Below are 18,398 nucleotides of genomic sequence, written 5' to 3'. Positions count from 1 at the left end.
GCGCGTCTTGGCCGGATGAAAAGGCCCGGTGCGGATGTTGTTCTGCCTCGATGAGAGGCGACCCTCGGCTCACCAACTCGTCGAGTAGCGGCGCGAATGCTGTTACAGACGAGAAGGGTCGGTGTGTTGCCAGTTGCCAATCGGCTGCCTTGAAGAACCGTCAAAGCAGCGCATCCAATCGTTGGCGTCGGTGTTCTGAAAAACAATCGGCATTACCAGCGTCGCTTGCAGCCCGATACCTTATTGGTTGAAGAGAGATGCCAAGGAATTGGCGGTCCCCTCCTATTCACTTTGTCTGAAATTGCGAATCCGATCGAAGAGAACGGCAAGCACGATGGCGCCGCCGATAAACGTGCCTTGCCAGAAAGCGTTGATTCCCAGCAAGCCGAGGCTGTTGCGGATCACCTCAATCAATGCTGCCCCGATCAACGCGCCGAAGGCGGTACCGACGCCACCGGCGAGATTGGCGCCGCCGATGACGGCAGCGGCAATGACCTGGAGTTCCATTCCCGCACCGATGTTCGTCGTGACAGCGCCGAGCCAGCCGGTTTGAATGATGCCGGCGACCCCCGCCGACAGGGCGGAAATCATGTAGACGGCAACCTTGATCCGTTGCACGGGAACGCCGGTGAGCGTGGCAGCGTGCTCATTGCCGCCGATAGCAAAGACGTAGCGGCCAAATCTGGTCCAGCGCAGCACGAAGCCGGTGAGGAGCGCCAGCACGATCATGTAGAGGACCGGGTTTGCGATACCGAAGAACCATGCGCCGCCGCCCAATGCCAGCAATTTGTCGTGATCCGGCCCGAACTGGAAGACGACCGTATTGTTGGACGCAACCATCGCTAGGCTGCGGGCAATCGAAAGCATGCCGAGCGTAACGACGAATGGCGGAAAGCCCAGATAGGCGATCAGTACGCCGTTGAACGCTCCGACGACAAGAGCCGTGCCGATCGAGGCGGCGATGCCTACCTCGATGCTGTAGCCGGCATGCATGACAACCGCCAGCACCATGCTGCACAGGCAAAGCACCGATCCCACCGACAAGTCGATCCCGCCGGTAATGATGACGATCGTCATGCCGAGCGCAATGATTGCAACAAAAGTGACGTTGCGTGTGATGTTGTAAAGGTTCTTCGCAGTGGCAAAGGAGTCGGTGGCGAAGGAGAGGAAAATGCAGGCGAGGATGACAGAGAGCAAGATCCAGATCGTCTGACTGCCAAGTATCGCCCCGAGCCAGTTCTGCTGCTTTTGTTTGATCGTCTGATCAAGGGTAATTGTCATCGTCGACCTTCGTTTCCAGCGGGGTACCGTTAGGTTGCTTTGCTCATACCTGTTCGATCGCGCCCGTAATGAGCCCTGTTACTTCCTCAGGCGAACTTGCCGCAATCGGCTTGTCGGCGACCTTCCTGCCGCGCCGCATCACGATGACGCGGTCGGCGACGTCAAAGACGTCCGGCATGCGGTGACTGATCAGGACGACGGCGATGCCCCGGTCGCGCAAGTGGCGGATCAGGTTGAGCACCTCCGCCACCTGCCGCACCGAGATGGCCGCTGTTGGCTCGTCCATCAGCACGATCTTCGCCTCGGAGAGCATGGTGCGGGCGATCGCGACCGCCTGTCGCTGGCCGCCCGACATCTGCTTGACGAGGTCGCGCGGGCGCGTCTCCGACTTCAATTCCTTAAAGATCTCGCCGGCGCGCCGGTACATTGTCTTGTAGTCCAGAACCTTCAGGGGCCCGACGCCGCGGCGCAACTCGCGCCCAAGAAACACATTCGCCGCCGCGGTTAGATTATTGCACAGCGCAAGGTCCTGGTGAACAATCTCGATGCCATGCTGGCGCGCTTCCACTGGGCGGTGAAGGGCGAGTTCGCGGCCGTCCATGTGCATGGTCCCGTGGCTCGGCCTAAAATTGCCGGCGATCATCTTGACCAAGGTGGATTTGCCGGCTCCGTTGTCGCCCATGAGGCCAACCACCTGGCCCGCCTCGAGGACAAACGAAACATCATTGACCGCCTGGATGGCGCCGAAATGTTTGGAAATGTTGGTGAGTTCGAGAACTGCCACCAGCCTTCTAGCCTCCCAAGCCCGCACTTGCCCGTGGAGCCATCGCGCATCGCCTTCCCGATTTTCTTCCCGGGAGAACGGTCGCAAAATCCCGCGGCAGCGTCAACCAATTGTACTATGGATCAAACTATATCTCATCATGTCTCATTTGTAGTATAAATATCCATTGACGTGCGTAGTGCACGGATATTAGCTGTTTCCGGGAGGAGAGCATGCTTATCCTTGTTACCGGTGCTACGGGCAAGGTCGGGCGGCGCTTCATTGCTGGGCTGCTTGACGATCCGCGATTTTCGAATGCGCGCATACGTGCCCTTTGTCATAACCGGTTGTGCGATGAGACCGACCGGGTTGAAGTGATGCGCGGTTCGGTCGCCGATCGAGCTGTCGCGACCGCGGCAATTGCCGGCGTTACCCATGTCGTGCATCTCGCCACCTGCAAGGAGACGCCGTCTGACGTCATGGACGTGACGGTCAAGGGCCTCTTCTGGCTGCTCGAGGCGTTTCGCCTAAGCACCACCGCGCGCCAGTTCGTCCTCATCGGCGGCGATGCCGGGATTGGCCATTTTTACTATCGCCATGATGGACCGATTACCGAGGACACGCCACACAGCGCCTATCCGGGAAGCTACGCCTTGTCCAAGGTGCTGGAAGAGGTGATGCTGGAGCAGTTCGGTATCCAGTATGACTTGAACGGTTGTTGTCTGCGTGCGCCGTGGATCATGGAAAAGGATGACTTCAGATACACGTTGTCCTTTGGCGATGACGTGTTCGGCGGGCCTGACTGGAAAACACTCGTTCCGGAAGCCGACGCGAGGCGTTACGCCATCGAAGGCACTGTGCCATTGCTGCGCGATGCCGACGGACGCCCGCTGAAGCGCAACTTCGTGCATGTCGATGATCTGGTCGGCGCCATATTGGCCGCCATCGACAATCCGCGCGCGAAGCGGCAACTCTTCAACATCAGCATGGACCGGCCTGTCGACTACGGTGAAGTCGCCGGCTACCTCGCCCGCAGCCGCGGCCTCGATTCGGTCGATATACCGAGCCAGTTCCATTCGAACTGGATGGACAACAGCAAGGCCAAGTACCTGCTGGATTGGCGACCCGATTACGATCTGGAATTGCTTATCGACTCGGCCTGGAAGTACGAGCGCTCACAGGATGACCCTCGCATCGTCTGGTATCCGGGTTGATGTGTGGCGGGCACGCCGTGCCCGCCTGTATCAAGGGAGGAAGGCATGAGGAAGATACTATTGCTAAGCGTTGCCGTTCTGGCGCTTTGTGCCGGACAGGCTTTGGCCAAAAAGCAGCTTGTCATCGTCGTGAAGGGGCTCGATAACCCGTTCTTCGAGGCAATCAACCAGGGTTGCCAGAAATGGAACAAGGAAAACCCGGACTCGGAATACGAATGCTTCTACACCGGCCCAGCCTCGACCTCGGATGAGGCCGGAGAGGCGCAGATCGTCCAGGACATGCTGGGCAAGGCCGACACCGCGGCGATCGCCATCTCGCCGTCCAACGCCAAGCTGATCGCCCAGACGCTGAGGACCGCCAATCCGACGGTTCCGGTGATGACGCTGGACGCGGATCTTGCCGCCGAAGACTCTGCGTTGCGCAAGACCTATCTCGGCACCGACAACTACTTGATGGGCGCGCGCATTGGCGACTACATCAAGAAAGCCAAGCCAAACGGTGGCAAGATCTGCACGATCGAAGGCAATCCGGGCGCTGACAACATTCTACGTCGCGCCCAAGGCATGCGCGATACGCTGACCGGGCAGAAGGGGCTGGCGGAACTGAAGGGCGAAGGCGGTTGGACCGAGGTCGCCGGCTGCCCAGTCTTCACCAATGACGACGGGGCGAAGGGCGTCCAGGCGATGACCGACATCCTTGCCGCCAATCCCGATCTCGACGCCTTCGGCATTATGGGCGGCTGGCCGCTGTTCGGCGCACCGCAGCCCTATCGCGATCTGTTCAAGCCGATGGCTGAAAAGATCGCCAGCAATGAGTTCGTCATCGGCGCTGCCGACACGATCGGCGACGAAGTGGCGATCGCGCGCGAAGGCCTGGTCACGGCACTCGTCGGCCAGCGCCCGTTCGAGATGGGATACAAGGCACCCTCGGTGATGCTGGACCTGATCGCCGGCAAGCCGGTTGAAGATCCCGTTTTCACGGGTCTTGATGAATGCACCAAGGATACCGTCGACACCTGCATTCAGAAGTAATCGAGCCGTTCGGAGCGCCTCAGCCCATGGGCGCTCCGAACGGCCACGATGATTTTGAGACGACTGGAACCAAGGACAGCGACCGCCAACGGGGACCCGGCACGTTCTCCAGCCGCATGGACAATTTTCACGAGCGCCATTCCAGGCAGGCACGATGCGGGACAGGGTGTTGCCTAAGGTCGGCACCGGCACCATGTCCGACGTAGCGTCGAGCTGACGACGGCGGCCGACATTCGCAAAAACATCTCTTTTGTGCAACGCATATAAAATGGCACGGTACTTGCGTTTCCGGATCTAGAGCGCGGGCGGAGTTGCATCGGCATGAAAAACGCCAGCCCATCCGATGAACAAGGCCGGATCAGCCTATTTCTTCGGCAAAACGTCGATTGATTGATAGCCAGGAGCAAATGACAGCATATTCGGTAGTTCTGGGGCGCGAGCGCCATGTTTTTCAGGATCTGAAATCGGTAATGGCATGTGCCTCACCGCTAAAGTCGGGCGATGTGCTGGCGGGGATCGCAGCATCAAGCAATGAACGGCGGGTGGCTGCTCGCTACCTGCTGGCGGATATGCCGATCAGGACGTTTCTGAATGACCTTCTCATACCCTATGAGGCCGACGAGGTCAGCCGGTTGATCATCGACCGCCACGACCTGGCCGCGTTTGCGCCGGTTTCGCACATGACAGTCGGTGAGTTTCGCGATTGGCTCCTCTCCTACGAAGCCACGACCGAAAGGCTGGCTGCGCTTGCGCCGGGCCTTACCCCGGAAATGGTCGCGGCGGTCTCCAAGCTCATGCGCAATCATGACCTGATCACGGTTGCCGGAAAATGCAGCGTGGTCACCGCTTTCCGCTCCACCATCGGCCTGCCCGGCAGGCTTTCGAGCCGTCTCCAGCCCAACCATCCGACCGACGACCCGGAAGGCGTAGCCGGTTCGACACTGGACGGGCTGCTTTACGGGGTCGGCGATGCCGTGATCGGCATCAACCCGGCCACGGACAATCTCGATGCCTGCACCCGATTGATGGTTCTCTTTGACAGGCTGCGCGAACGGTTCGAGATACCCACCCAATCCTGCGTGTTGACGCACGTCACCACCTCCATCAAAGCAATCGAGGCAGGCGCGCCGCTCGATCTGGTTTTCCAGTCGATTGCCGGCACCGAGGCTGCCAACACCGGTTTCGGGGTCGATCTGGCCGTTCTCAGGGAAGGTCAGGAGGCCGCGCTTTCGCTGAACCGCGGCGCCGCCGGCAACAATGTGATGTATCTGGAAACCGGCCAGGGCAGCGCACTGTCGGCCGATGCCCATCACGGCGTCGACGAGCAGACGATCGAAGCCCGTGCCTATGCCGTCGCGCGCGAATTCAAGCCGTTGCTCGTCAATACGGTGGTCGGCTTTATCGGGCCGGAATATCTCTACGACGCCAAGCAGATCATCAGGGCAGGCCTCGAGGATCATCTTTGCGGCAAGCTTCTCGGCGTGCCGATGGGGGTCGACGTCTGCTACACCAACCATGCCGAAGCCGACCAGGACGACATGGACAATTTGATGGTGCTGCTCACCGTCGCAGGCGTCAATTTTCTGATCGCCGTCCCGGGCGCCGATGATGTCATGCTCAATTACCAGAGCCTGTCCTATCACGATATCGTCGGCTTGCGGCACCAGTTTTCCCGCCCGCCCGCGCCGGAGTTTGAAGCCTGGCTTGAGCGCATGGGCATGCTGGACCGGAAGGGCCGGCTGGCACCCGCCGGATCTACCGGCGCCTTTTCCCGCAACCTTCTGGACTACAGGGCGTCTGCATGACAAAGGCGATTGAACGCGACCCGTTTGCACGGTTTCGCGATGTTACGAGAGCACGCATCGGGCTTGGCAGATCCGGCGATGCCATTCCAACCAGGGCGATTCTCGATTTCCAGTTGGCGCATGCCCGGGCGCGGGATGCGGTGCATGGGCAGGTCGATTTTACGGCTCTCGCCGATGAACTTGCCCCCGTACCGAGCATTCGGGTTCGATCGCGCGCCAAGGATCGCACGGTCTATCTCGCCCGTCCGGATCTGGGCCGCCAGGCAAACAGTGCGGATCTTCCCGAGCCAGGCGAACGCCACGATATCGCGTTCATCATTGCCGACGGTCTTTCGGCCGCAGCAGTTGAGCGGCACGCGGTTCCACTGTTCAAGGCCTGCATGAAACGTCTCGGTGGGTTCAGTGTCGCCCCGGTCATACTGGGCGAGCAGGCCCGCGTGGCCTTTGGCGATGAGGCCGCAGCGGCCCTTGGCGCAGAAATCGCCATCGTCCTGATCGGCGAGCGGCCGGGGCTCAGCGTGCCGGACAGCCTTGGTGCCTATATCACGTTCCGTCCGCAATCAGGTCGGCGCGATAGCGAGCGCAACTGTATTTCGAATATCCATGCCGACGGCCTGAGCTATGAGGCCGCCGCGGGCAAAATCGTCTGGATTGTCGGGGAGGCGCTTCGCCTGCAACTGACCGGCGTGGATCTCAAGGAGAACGCCGAAGGCGCCACAGAAGCGCTACCAAAATCAAAATCATAATCCGTTCAAAAAATAGGGGAACAATTATGTCTGAATCCGGACCCACGCTCGCCAAAAGCCTGACTGGACTGCATTTGTGGGGCTTGGCAGTCGGCCTCGTCATATCGGGTGAATATTTCGGCTGGAGCTACGGCTGGGCTGCCGCTGGCACACTCGGCTTCCTGATCACCACGATCCTGATTGCCGTCATGTACACAACCTTCATCTTCTCGTTCACGGAACTGACGACGGCCATTCCACATGCCGGTGGACCATTTGCCTATGCGCTGCGGGCTTTCGGTCCGCTGGGCGGTTTCCTGGCCGGCTTTGCGACACTGGTGGAATTCGTGTTTGCTCCGCCGGCGATCGCGCTTGCCATTGGTGCCTATCTCAATGTGCAATTTCCCGGGCTTGACCCGAAAGTGGCGGCAGTCGGCGCCTATGTCGTCTTCATGGCGCTCAACATCGTTGGCGTCACCATCGCCGCGACGTTCGAACTGCTTATCACCATCCTTGCGATCGCCGAATTGCTGATCTTCATGGGCGTCGTCACGCCGGGCTTCTCCTTTGCCAATTTCGCGGCCAACGGCTGGGCTGGCACCTCAGAATTTTCGATTGGCGCGATCGGCGGGATTTTCGCTGCCATCCCCTTCGCCATCTGGTTTTTCCTGGCGATCGAAGGCGCTGCCATGGCGGCCGAGGAGACCAAGAACCCGACCCGCACTGTGCCGATTGCCTATATTGCGGGCATCCTCACTCTCGTTTTCCTTGCCTTCGGCACGATGATTTTTGCTGGCGGTGTGGGCGACTGGCGCACGCTGTCCAATATCAACGATCCGCTGCCGCAGGCGATGAAAGTTGTGGTGGGCGAATCCTCCGGTTGGCTGCATATGCTGGTCTGGATAGGCCTTTTCGGCTTGATTGCGTCTTTCCATGGCATCATCATGGGCTACTCGCGGCAGATCTTTGCGCTGGGCCGCGCCGGCTATCTGCCGGAAGTCCTGGCAAAGATCCATCCGAAGTTCCGCACGCCCTATCTCGCCGTTCTTGCCGGCGGCGCGGTCGGCATAGCCGCCATCTTCTCCGACAGCCTCATACAGATCGGCGGATTGCCTCTGACGGCCAATATTGTCACCATGTCGGTGTTCGGGGCGATCATCATGTACATCGTCTCCATGGCATCGCTGTTCAAGCTTCGCCGCGCCGAACCGGAGCTTGCCCGTCCGTTCAAGGCATGGGGCTATCCCGTTGTGCCAGCCATAGCCCTCGGACTGGCTCTCGTCGCCCTGGCCGCGATGATCTACTATAACTTCCTGATTTTCGTGATCTTCCTCTCCATGGGCGTAGTGGCTTTCGGTATCTGGCGCCTGTTTTCGGGCGGTGTTGCGAAGGAAGCTGTAGCGTCAGCCTGACGAGGCTTCCTGTTGGCAAAACGTCGAAAATGGCCGCATCGGAAACGAATGCGGCCATTTTCGTGGGATAGTTACTGGCGACGCTGCGGCCAGTTTTACCCAATTCCGCGTGCGTCAGCAGGTGGACTTCGCTGCCAGCTTTACGCCCAGTGATCTGGCATCATGCGGTATCCAGAACAGCAATCGCGTCCTGATTGTCGCTTGCGACCACCGGACAAATGACATGCCCCGGCCGAAAAGGTCTGCAGCGACGACCAGGCCCTGCCGATGTGCTCTTCAAGGCGGCGGTTGTACACGGGGGTATCTCCGCGCACGACTTTTTGCGAACCATCCAGGTCAGGCTGCGCTGGTTTTACGCAATGCCTGGTTTCAATTGGAACCGAACGTAGTGAAGGTTGTGATGGAGTGCCCGGCTGCAAAGGCAGCGTCCAAGTTTGAACTTGGCTACGTCCTGTGCTGACCCTGAGGCTACCGTTCATTCGACAAAAACTGCTTGAAACGGTCGGATTTTGGGTTCCGAAAAATCTCGCCGGGATCGCCTTCTTCCTCGACTACGCCTTTATGCAGGAACACAACTCTATTGGATACGTCGCGTGCAAACGCCATCTCGTGAGTGACGACGAGCATCGTCCGGCCTTCTTCGGCCAGAGAGCGCATGACCTTCAGGACTTCACCAACAAGCTCCGGATCAAGTGCAGATGTCGGTTCGTCGAAGAGCATGACCTTTGGCCGCTGCGCGAGCGCACGCGCGATTGCCGCCCGTTGCTGTTGGCCGCCGGACAGGTGTGCTGGATAGTAATTTCTTTTGTCGGCGATACCGACCCGCTCGAGCAATGCCTCCGCCTCTTCAACGCATTCGGCGCGATTGCGCCTTTGCACATGCACGGGTGCTTCGATCACGTTCTCTAGTATCGTCATGTGAGACCAGAGGTTGAAGCTCTGGAACACCATTCCGATGTGTTCGCGAAGGCGGTCAACCTGCCGCCGATCGGCCGGCTGAGTCCTGTGACGCCCCTTCTTCAGCGCGAACATTTCGCCACCAATACGGATTTCACCGCTGTCGGGAACTTCGAGCATGTTGATGCATCTCAGCATCGTCGACTTTCCGGATCCGGACGAGCCGAGAATCGAGATCACGTCGCCTTCCTGAGCTTCCAGGGAAATCCCTTTCAAAACTTCAAGTGGACCAAAGCATTTACGCAGATCCTTAACTGAGACGGCGGCCATGCCATTCCTATTGTCGGCCGTTGGAAATATTCCCCTGTCAGACATGTGCACTCCCGTTTATGTCAAGGATGGTGGCCTCATACGAAGATGAGGCGAGAGCCAGAATTCGATGATCATCAGCAACCGCGTGACGAGGAAGGTAACGGCGAGATAAATCGCACCGGCGACAATGAAGACCTCAAAGGCTCGGAAGCTGTCGGCAATCAGCTTTCCCGCAAGGCCGGTGACTTCCATAATGGTGATAACAGACGCCAGCGCGGTTGCCTTGAGCATCAAGATGACTTCGTTGCCGTAGGCTGGAAGCGCCTGCCGGATGGCGATTGGCAAGACGATGCGCCTGAACAGCAGCGGGCCCGACATGCCGCAGGCACGGGCTGCCTCCACCTGCTGAACGGAAACCGCCTGTAATCCTCCGCGGAATATCTCGCTTGAATAGGCCGCTGTGTTTAACGTCAGTGCGATCACTGCACACCAATAGGGCTCACGAAAGATTACCCAAAGCCCCAGTTCCTGCAGCAGCGGCCGGAATTGTCCAAGGCCGTAGTAGATCAAAAACATCTGCACGAGCAGCGGCGACCCTCGAAAGACGAAGACGTAGCCCCGCGTGAAACCACGGCCGATCGGCCCCCCGACCACCGCAACGAGGGAAATGACAAGAGCGAGGATACCGCCGGCGAGAATGGATGTCGCGGCAAGCTCCAATGTGAGCGGGAGACCTGGCAGCAGGGTGAGAAACGTGTCCCACATGAAGGCGACGTCCATTACAAAGCCCTCCGGGTGCCACGCAGGGTTCTCGTTTCCAAGTGGCGGAAAACGTTCGAGGATGCCCACGTGATGACGAGATATAGAACGACGGCGGTCAGGTAGAACTCGAAAGGCCGCCTGGTCGAACCGGCCGCGATCTGAGATTGACGCAGGAGTTCGACGAGTCCTGTAACGGAAATAAGCGCCGATTCCTTCAGCACGAGCTGCCAGGTATTGCCCAAACCAGGGACGGCGTAGCGGAGAACCAGCGGCGCGATGATGCGACGAAACTTCGGCCAAGGCCGCATCCCGACAGCACTCGCCGCCTCAAGCTCGCCGCCAGCAACGGACTTGAAAGCGCCGCGAAACACTTCGGATTGATAAGCCGCCGAAACGACGCCGAGAGCCAATGTGCCGGTAAGGAAAGCCGGCATGCCAATGAATCCTTGGTAGCCAAAGAGGCCGCCGACATACCCAAGAAATGCGCTCCCGCCGAAATAGAACAGGTAGATGACAAGAAGATCCGGCACACCGCGCAGGATGGTCGTGTAACCATCCGCTAGCCACCGCAGAACCACGTAGCGCGATAGTTGCATGAAAGTGATGACCGATCCAAGGATCGTACCCGTCAGGAAACCGCAAACGGAGACCCCCAGGGTCATAGCCGCCGCACTCAGCAGCAATGCACCCCAACCGGTTACGCCAAACCCGACGAGCACCGAATATCTGTCAATGAGCTCCATATATATCCTGGCCTCTCTGCGCCTGGCGAGTTAATCCGCAGCCCGTCGATGCGCCCAAATACGCTGCAGCTTCGACATGTTCTTGAGTGAACTCTGAACGTGCGCTCGCGCAGCCGCCTCGGCCGCCTCTGGATCGCGCGCGCAAATGGCATCGGAGATAGCGCGATGTTCGTCCAAATCGGTGTGTTCAAGATCCACCCACAGAACCTCGAGCCACAGCGCCAGCCGCAGTTGTTGATACACCTGGTCGCTTAACCGAACGAGCGCATCGTTGCGCGTCGCCTCGAGGATTACCCGGTGGATGTAGAGCCCGAGATCGAGGTTTCGCGCCGCATCGGAAGGCGTGTCGTTCGCACTCTCCTTGAGTTCGACCATCTGCACGATGACGCCGCGGAGCCTGTCGAGGTCCTCGTCCGTCGCCGTGGCGCATGCCAGCCGGGCCGCACACACATCGAGCGCCTCTCTGACAACAAGAAGATTGCAGAACGCGGTGATATCCAAATCCGAAACTGTGTAGCCAAGGTTTCTTTGGCCAACGACCAGACCTTCCTCTTCGAGCTTCATCAGCGCTTCACGAAGCGGCGTTCGGCTTACCCCAAACCTCTTTGCAAGCGTATTTTCAGATAGTCGTTCGGACGGGCGGAGTTGCCCGGTAAGGATCAAATCCTTCAGTTGAGCATATGTCGTTTCACGCAGCGAGCCGCGCGGCTCGTTTTTACTGAGTGCCAAGCCAATCCCCTTTCATCGTCCCCGGACCCGAAAATCCAGGCCTCTGCGAAGACGATATCTTTTTTCCTCTTGCAGGATCAAGCGGAATACGAATATGTATACAATGTTGCCCACAACATTCAATCGAATTTTGTCGACAAGTGACTGACGGTACAACCGAACGGGCATAGGGACGAACGGAGGGCTTGCATGCCGGAGATATTATCGATCGAGGAACTCCGAGCCCGGTATGAGAACGCATCCGGGGCTGACATTTTCGATCCAGAGTTTCGCAAAGTTGCGGACCTGGTCTTCGGGGAAGGCGATAACCGCCAGGCACCCTATTGCGGGGTTCCAACTTTGCTGAAGGCCCCTCTTCGGCAAGATGCCACTCCTCGTTTTGCAGACATCGATGTCGCGCTTCTGGGGATCCCATTGGATCTAGGCGTAACGAACCGCCCGGGCGCACGTTTCGGTCCTCGCGCCGTTCGCAACGTCGAGAGAGTCGGGCCCTATGATCACGTGCTGCGCTCGGTTCCCGCGGCGCACCTCCGCGTCGCAGATGTGGGTGATGTGCCCTTTCGCAGCCGATTTGATCTGACCAGTTCGCACGAGGATATAGAGCGGTATGTTCGAAGTATCGTCGAGGCTGGGGTCGTGCCGCTCTCGGTCGGCGGTGATCACTCGATAGGACTGCCATTGCTTCGCGCCGTTGGCCGCGATCGTCCGGTTGGCATGATCCACATCGATGCTCATTGCGATACGAGCGGCTCGTTTGAGGGCTGCAAGTTTCACCATGGCGGTCCGTTCCGACAAGCCGTGCTCGACGGCGTGTTGGATCCCCGCCGGACCATACAGATCGGTATTCGCGGCAATTCGGAATATCTCTGGGAGTTCTCCTACGCCTCTGGAATGACAGTTATTCACGCCGAGGAGGTTGAGGAACTCGGCATCAAACGCGTGATCGAAAAAGCCCGCGCGATAGCAGGCGATGGCCCAACCTATGTCAGCTTTGACGTCGACGCCCTGGATCCGGCCTTTGCGTCGGGTACCGGCACACCGGAAATCGGCGGGCTCACCTCAACGCAGGCGCTTGGCATCCTTCGCGGTCTGTCCGGTCTCGACATTGTCGGCGGTGACGTTGTCGAGATCGCCCCTCAATACGATCCGACAACGAACACGGCGCACGCCGCCGCGCAAGTTTTGTTCGAACTCCTCTGCCTTGCCGCAGAGGCGATAAGGATCCGCGTGTCCGGCAGGATTGAGCCCTCACGCTGATCAAAAGCAACCGCCGCTCGACAACGAGCGGCAAACCAAAAAGGGGAATAAAATGAAGAAAAGCAAACTTGCACTCGCCAGCCTCGTTCTTGGCATCATTGCTGCGAGCAGCGCCCATGCCCAGAGCAAGCCAACCGAGATCACCATTGCCACTGAAGGCGCCTACGAGCCCTGGAATTTTACCGGGCCCGACGGGAAGCTTGCCGGCTTTGAAGTCGATCTCGCCAATGATCTTTGCGCACGCATGAAAATCAAATGCAACATTGTTGCGCAGGACTGGGACGGGCTCATCCCATCGCTGACTGCCAAGAAGTTCGATGCCATCATGGCATCGATGATCGTCACCGAGAAACGCCTTGCCGTCATCTCTTTCAGCGAGCCTTACGCTCCAACCGCGGCAGCCATGATGGTTGAAAAGTCCGGCCCGCTCGCAAATCTGCCCGGCACCGGAACGACTGTCGACCTCGCAGGCGACAAAACAAAGGTCGAACAAGAAATGCAGCCCCTTCGCGACGCCCTGAAAGGCAAGGCGGTTGGCGCGCAGGTCTCCACGGCAAACGTGGCTTTCCTTGACACTTATTTCAAGGGTGTCGTCGACCAGCGCGAATACAAGACCGTCGAGCAACACGACCTCGATCTGCAGGCGGGTCGCATCGACGCTGTCGTGGCACAAAAGACATCGCTGACCGCGACGCTCTCGAAAGAGGACTTCAAGGACTACACGATTGCTGGGCCAACCTTCACCGGCGGGGTTTTCGGTCAAGGAATTGCTGCCGGCCTGCGCAAGGACGACACCGAACTGAAAGCGATGTTCGATGAAGCGATCGGCGCCGCAAAGGCTGATGGCACAATCAACAAGCTCTCGAAAAAATGGATGAAGATCGGCCTCGAATAATCGACCGATCCCCTTCCGACCCGAAAAACTACGGCCGTCGAGCGCTCAAGCTGCTCGGCGGCGGCATGAGACTGCTGCGAGTTTTCAACGCGCCTAGATCACCACTGGAGGGCTATCGTGACCATTCTTCTCAATTCCCTGGAAGCGCGCGACGCGGCGTTTGTCCTTCATCCGTATACCAATGCGTCACAGCATTTGAAGGACGGCCCGCTTGTCATTTCCAAGGGTGAAGGAATCTACATTATCGACAGCGACGGCAATAAGTATATCGAAGGTCTCGGTGGACTGTTCTGCGCTTCGCTTGGCTTTAGCGAGCAACGGCTCGTCGACGCTGCCACACGGCAAATGCAGGAATTGCCGTTCTATCACAGCTTTGGTGGCAAGTCGCATGAGACGGCCATCGAACTCGCAGAGCGGCTGATCCGCCTGGCTCCGGTCCCCATGTCGAAGGTGTTCTTTGCCAATTCAGGTTCAGAAGCCAACGACACGGCCCTGAAACTTGTCTGGTACTACCACAACGCGATCGGCAAGCCGGAAAAGAAAAAGGTCATCTCCCGTTGGCGAGCCTATCATGGGGTAACAATTGCCTCGGCAAGCCTGACGGGGCTTCCCAACAACCATCGCGATTTCGATTTGCCGATCGACCGGGTTCTCCACACCGACTGCCCGGAATATTATCGCTATGGCCGTCCGGGCGAAACCGAGGAGGAATTTGCGACCCGTTGCGCGGTTTCGCTTGAGGAACTGATCCTTGCCGAAGGGCCCGACACGATCGGCGCCTTCTTCGCTGAGCCGCTGATGGCGTCCGGCGGCTGCATCGTTCCGCCGCCGACCTATTATGAGAAGATACAGGCTATTCTGAGGAAGTACGACATTCTGCTGATTGCTGATGAGGTGATCTGCGGTTTCGGCCGGCTCGGCACGATGTTCGGCTCCGAGAGTTTCGGGCTGCGCCCCGACATGATCGTCATGGCCAAGCAGCTTTCGGCGGCATACCAGCCGATCTCCGCGCTGATGGTCAACGAGAAGGTCCACGCGGCCATCGTCGCCGAGAGCGAGAAGATCGGAACCTTCGGGCACGGCTTCACCTATAGCGGGCACCCGGTTGCCACTGCCGTCGCATTGGAAACCCTAAAAATCTACGAGGAGCGCGACATCGTCGGGCATGTGCAAAACGTGGCGCCGCTCTTTCAACGAAGACTCCGCGCGCTGAGTGAACATCCGCTCGTCGGAAACGCGCGCGGACGCGGCCTGATCGGTACGCTGGAGCTTGTTCGCAACAAGGAAACCAAGGAGCCTTTCAAACCGGGGGACGGTATCGCGATCCATGCTGGCAAGAGGGCACAAGTGCACGGCGTCGTTACGCGTGCGCTCGGCGACAACTATTCTCTTTGTCCTCCCCTCATCATCACGGAAGCACAGATCAACGACATGTTCGACCGCTCCGAGAGGGCCCTTGATGACACCTACACCTGGGCGCGCGCCAATAATCTCTATTGAATAAAGGAAGATAGCATGCGGAACTTCGAACAACCGGGACGCTCGATTGCCGTTGGCCGCAGCGGCATGGCTGCAACCTCCCATCCCATGGCAACCTTGACGGCGATCGACATCCTCAAAAGTGGCGGCAAGGCCATCGATGCTGCGGTGGCAGCCTGTGCCGTCCAGTGCGTGGTCGAGGCGGGCTCCACCGGCATTGGCGGGGATTGCTTCGCGTTGCTGGCACCCAACGGTGGCGACCAGGTGATCGCGTTTAATGGGTCTGGCCGAACGCCAGCCGCAACGGACTTGAAATGGTTCAAGGACCAAGGAGTTTCCGAGATCACGCGGTCGTCGCCTCATGCGGTGACCATTCCAGGCGCCGTCGATGCATGGACGCGCCTCGTCGCAGATCATGGTCGCATGTCGATGGCCGATATCTTGGCGCCAGCGATCGCGCTTGCGCGAGACGGCTATGGCATTACGCCGCGCGTTTCCGCCGACATTTCGCATCAGCGCGCCATGCTCGCACTCGACCCGTCGACCCGCCGCATTTTCCTCGACAATGATGAAGTCCCCGCAGTTGGATCCATCCAGCGCCAGCCGGAACTCGCCGAGACGTTGTCGGCGATCGGCAGCCACGGCCGGGATGCATTTTATCACGGTGACGTCGCCGAAGACATGGTCTCTTATCTTCGCTCGCTTGGCGGTCTGCACACCATCGCGGATTTCTCATCCGCCACGGGAGAATATGTCACGGCTATCAGCACGACCTATCGCGGATGGACGGTGCATGAATGCCCTCCGAATGGACAAGGCATCATTGCGCTGATGATCCTCAAGATTCTCGAACGTTTCACGCCGTCGGGTCATCCCTTAAACGCCGACAATCTGCACATCGAAGTCGAGGCGACCAGGCTTGCCTATGCCGCTCGCGAACGCTGGTTGGCAGACGCGGCAACGTCAAACGTCCCGGTCGATTTTCTTCTATCAGACGAACTGGCCGACAGCCTTGCCTCAAAGATCAAATCGAATGAAGTTTGCGATGCTGGCGGTCTCATCGACGGCGTCGAGCACTCCGACACGGTCTACATCTCGGTGGTCGACAAAGACCGCAATGCCGTCAGCTTCATCAATTCGATTTTCCATCCTTACGGCAGTGGCCTCATGGCACCGAAGTCGGGGGTGCTGTTTCACAATCGCGGCCAGAGTTTCGTACTAGCGGAGGGGCATCCAAATGCGATCGGCCCGCGCAAGAGGCCGATGCACACGATCATCCCGGGGATGGTGACGCGAAACGGCAAGGCAACCCTCTCGTTCGGTGTTATGGGCGGTCACTATCAAGCAATGGGACATGCGCACTTTCTCTCGAAGCTGTTCGATTATGGCATGGACATCCAATCGGCAGTCGACCTTCCTCGTCTGTTCCCCCTCCCCGGCACCTTGACCATTGAAGCCGAGGAAACAATCCGAACCGCGATCGGCGAAAATCTCAGGGGCCGAGGCTTCAAGGTGATCCCACCGAAATGGGCCATCGGCGGGGCACAGGCGGTCTGGATCGATCATCAACTCGGAACCCTGTTTGGCGCGTCTGATCATCGCAAGGATGGTTGCGCCCTCGGGTACTGATTTCAGAACATCGGAGAACGTGATGTCCCACTATCCACAAACCCAACTCCATATCGGCGGCATCTGGCGCGACGGCTCCAAAGAGCGCATTTCGATCGTCAATCCTGCCTCCGATGAGATCATTGGAACCGTAGCAAATGCCGGGCGGGATGATCTTGACGATGCCCTTGCAACAGCCGCAACCGGGTTCACGGTCTGGTCTCAATTCAGCGCATTCGAACGCGCCAAGCTATTGCACAGCGCTGCCCAGTTACTGCGGGACCGGGTTGAGAAGATCGCGAGAATGATGACCCTTGAACAGGGAAAGCCAATCGCGGAATCCAGATCAGAGACTTTGGCAGCAGCCGATACGATCGATTGGTTCGCCGAGGAGGCGCGGCGCGCGTATGGCCGGGTGGTCCCTGCTCGGTCTCTCAATGTTCGCCAGCTTGTCATCAAGGAGCCGGTCGGCCCGGTCGCCGCGTTCAGCCCCTGGAATTTTCCGTTGAACCAGGCCGTGCGCAAGGTGGCTGCGGGTCTTGCGGCTGGCTGCTCCGTCATTCTCAAGGGACCGGAAGAAACACCGGCGAGCTGTGCCGAACTTGTCCGTGCGTTCGTCGATTCTGGCCTGCCTGCCGGCGTGCTCAATCTTGTCTATGGCGTACCCGCTGATATCTCCAACCACCTCATTCCCCATCCGATCATTCGCAAGATTTCGTTCACGGGTTCGACGGCTGTCGGCAAACAGCTTGCCGCACTCGCAGGTGCGCATATGAAGCGGGTGACCATGGAACTTGGCGGTCACGCGCCGGCAATCGTGTTCGACGATGCCGACGTCGATCTGGCGGTCCGGATCTTGGCTGGCGCGAAATTCCGCAATGCGGGACAGGTTTGCGTTGCCCCGACCCGCTTCCTCATACAGGAGAAGGTCTATGCCAAATTCCTCGATGGCTTCGTCAAGGCGGCCGAAGCGATCACGGTTGGCAATGGATTGGATGACGACGTCACAATGGGGCCGCTTGCTAACGGGAGGCGGGTCGAGGCAATGGAAGAACTGACGGCCGACGCTGTCGCGTGCGGTGGGAAGATCGCCACCGGCGGTGAGAGGATTGGAAACCGAGGATATTTCTACAGACCTACAGTGCTTTCCGACGTGCCTCTCGGCGCCCGGGTGTTGAACGAGGAACCGTTTGGCCCAATTGCCGTAGTGAGCCCTTTTTCGACCTATGAAGCCGCAATTGAGGAAGCCAACCGCCTCCCCTATGGCTTGGCGGCGTATGCTTATACCACGTCCGCGAAAACAAGTGCGGCACTCGGCCGCGACGTACAAAGCGGAATGCTGTCAATCAATCACCATGGTCTGGCGCTGCCGGAGCTTCCCTTTGGCGGCATAAAGGACTCAGGCTATGGGTCCGAAGGCGGGACTGAGGCGATGGACAATTTCTTCAACTCCAAGCTGATCACAGAATCCATCTGACCAATTG

General features: G+C 58.8%; 16 protein-coding genes. 10 read left to right on the top strand and 6 right to left on the bottom strand.

All coding sequences use genetic code 11. From position 1 onward, the window contains the following. Window positions 1-282: 282 nt before the first annotated feature. Together ACSQ2W_RS24575 and ACSQ2W_RS24570 are read right to left on the bottom strand one after the other, a co-directional pair. Window positions 283-1,281, bottom strand: coding sequence for an ABC transporter permease (locus tag ACSQ2W_RS24575; protein ID WP_436088734.1), 999 nt, complete (start codon window positions 1,279-1,281; stop codon window positions 283-285). Window positions 1,282-1,324: 43 nt separating this feature from the next. Next, on the bottom strand, window positions 1,325-2,092 hold the full coding sequence (locus ACSQ2W_RS24570; RefSeq protein WP_436088733.1) for an ATP-binding cassette domain-containing protein: 768 nt from the start codon (window positions 2,090-2,092) through the stop codon (window positions 1,325-1,327). Window positions 2,093-2,277: 185 nt separating this feature from the next. Between ACSQ2W_RS24570 and ACSQ2W_RS24565 the strand changes: the two genes are divergently transcribed. The 5 genes from ACSQ2W_RS24565 (at window position 2,278) to eat (ending at window position 8,232) form a co-directional block, all read left to right on the top strand. After that, window positions 2,278-3,258 carry an NAD-dependent epimerase/dehydratase family protein gene (locus ACSQ2W_RS24565; RefSeq protein WP_436088732.1) on the top strand — a complete coding sequence of 327 codons (981 nt, stop codon included), beginning with the start codon at window positions 2,278-2,280 and terminating at the stop codon, window positions 3,256-3,258. A 45-nt stretch (window positions 3,259-3,303) separates the two neighbouring features. After that, entirely contained in the window at window positions 3,304-4,290 is a 987-nt protein-coding gene (locus ACSQ2W_RS24560) for a sugar-binding protein (RefSeq protein ID WP_436088731.1), read from the top strand. A 407-nt stretch (window positions 4,291-4,697) separates the two neighbouring features. Continuing rightward, the gene (locus ACSQ2W_RS24555; RefSeq protein ID WP_436088730.1) at window positions 4,698-6,095 is read left to right on the top strand and encodes an ethanolamine ammonia-lyase subunit EutB; all 1,398 of its coding nucleotides are present in this window, start codon (window positions 4,698-4,700) and stop codon (window positions 6,093-6,095) included. Further along, complete coding sequence (eutC, locus tag ACSQ2W_RS24550; protein WP_436088729.1) at window positions 6,092-6,841, top strand: ethanolamine ammonia-lyase subunit EutC; 750 nt, start codon at window positions 6,092-6,094, stop codon at window positions 6,839-6,841. The genes ACSQ2W_RS24555 and eutC overlap by 4 nt, the downstream gene beginning before the upstream one ends. A 26-nt stretch (window positions 6,842-6,867) precedes the next feature. Beyond that, complete coding sequence (gene eat, locus ACSQ2W_RS24545) at window positions 6,868-8,232, top strand: ethanolamine permease (RefSeq protein ID WP_436088728.1); 1,365 nt, start codon at window positions 6,868-6,870, stop codon at window positions 8,230-8,232. A 468-nt stretch (window positions 8,233-8,700) separates the two neighbouring features. Here eat and ACSQ2W_RS24540 read toward each other — a convergent pair whose 3' ends face one another. Genes ACSQ2W_RS24540 through ACSQ2W_RS24525 form a run of 4 tightly spaced genes read right to left on the bottom strand, consistent with a single transcriptional unit; the run spans window position 8,701 to window position 11,675 of the window. Beyond that, the gene (locus ACSQ2W_RS24540; RefSeq protein ID WP_436088727.1) at window positions 8,701-9,504 is read right to left on the bottom strand and encodes an ABC transporter ATP-binding protein; all 804 of its coding nucleotides are present in this window, start codon (window positions 9,502-9,504) and stop codon (window positions 8,701-8,703) included. 12 nt (window positions 9,505-9,516) lie between these two features. Further along, entirely contained in the window at window positions 9,517-10,221 is a 705-nt protein-coding gene (locus ACSQ2W_RS24535) for an ABC transporter permease (RefSeq protein WP_436088726.1), read from the bottom strand. After that, a complete protein-coding gene (locus ACSQ2W_RS24530; RefSeq protein ID WP_436088725.1) occupies window positions 10,221-10,946 on the bottom strand; it encodes an ABC transporter permease in 726 nt (241 codons plus the stop codon). The genes ACSQ2W_RS24535 and ACSQ2W_RS24530 overlap by 1 nt, the downstream gene beginning before the upstream one ends. A gap of 30 nt (window positions 10,947-10,976) precedes the next feature. Further along, the gene (locus ACSQ2W_RS24525) at window positions 10,977-11,675 is read right to left on the bottom strand and encodes a GntR family transcriptional regulator (RefSeq protein ID WP_436088724.1); all 699 of its coding nucleotides are present in this window, start codon (window positions 11,673-11,675) and stop codon (window positions 10,977-10,979) included. Window positions 11,676-11,864: 189 nt separating this feature from the next. Between ACSQ2W_RS24525 and speB the strand changes: the two genes are divergently transcribed. From speB to ACSQ2W_RS24500, 5 genes are all read left to right on the top strand, one after another. Continuing rightward, window positions 11,865-12,932 carry an agmatinase gene (gene speB / locus ACSQ2W_RS24520; protein ID WP_436088723.1) on the top strand — a complete coding sequence of 356 codons (1,068 nt, stop codon included), beginning with the start codon at window positions 11,865-11,867 and terminating at the stop codon, window positions 12,930-12,932. Window positions 12,933-12,984: 52 nt separating this feature from the next. Beyond that, a complete protein-coding gene (locus tag ACSQ2W_RS24515) occupies window positions 12,985-13,827 on the top strand; it encodes a lysine/arginine/ornithine ABC transporter substrate-binding protein (protein WP_436088722.1) in 843 nt (280 codons plus the stop codon). A 117-nt stretch (window positions 13,828-13,944) separates the two neighbouring features. Next, window positions 13,945-15,327 carry an aspartate aminotransferase family protein gene (locus tag ACSQ2W_RS24510; protein ID WP_436088721.1) on the top strand — a complete coding sequence of 461 codons (1,383 nt, stop codon included), beginning with the start codon at window positions 13,945-13,947 and terminating at the stop codon, window positions 15,325-15,327. A gap of 15 nt (window positions 15,328-15,342) precedes the next feature. Then, a complete protein-coding gene (gene ggt / locus ACSQ2W_RS24505) occupies window positions 15,343-16,935 on the top strand; it encodes a gamma-glutamyltransferase (RefSeq protein ID WP_436088720.1) in 1,593 nt (530 codons plus the stop codon). A gap of 22 nt (window positions 16,936-16,957) precedes the next feature. Continuing rightward, the gene (locus ACSQ2W_RS24500; protein WP_436088719.1) at window positions 16,958-18,391 is read left to right on the top strand and encodes an NAD-dependent succinate-semialdehyde dehydrogenase; all 1,434 of its coding nucleotides are present in this window, start codon (window positions 16,958-16,960) and stop codon (window positions 18,389-18,391) included. Window positions 18,392-18,398 lie beyond the last annotated feature (7 nt).

This window comes from Pararhizobium sp. LjRoot255 (genome assembly GCF_964252905.1).
In the GTDB taxonomy this organism is placed as follows: domain Bacteria; phylum Pseudomonadota; class Alphaproteobacteria; order Rhizobiales; family Rhizobiaceae; genus Pararhizobium.
This window is presented reverse-complemented; position numbering and strand designations above follow the sequence as displayed.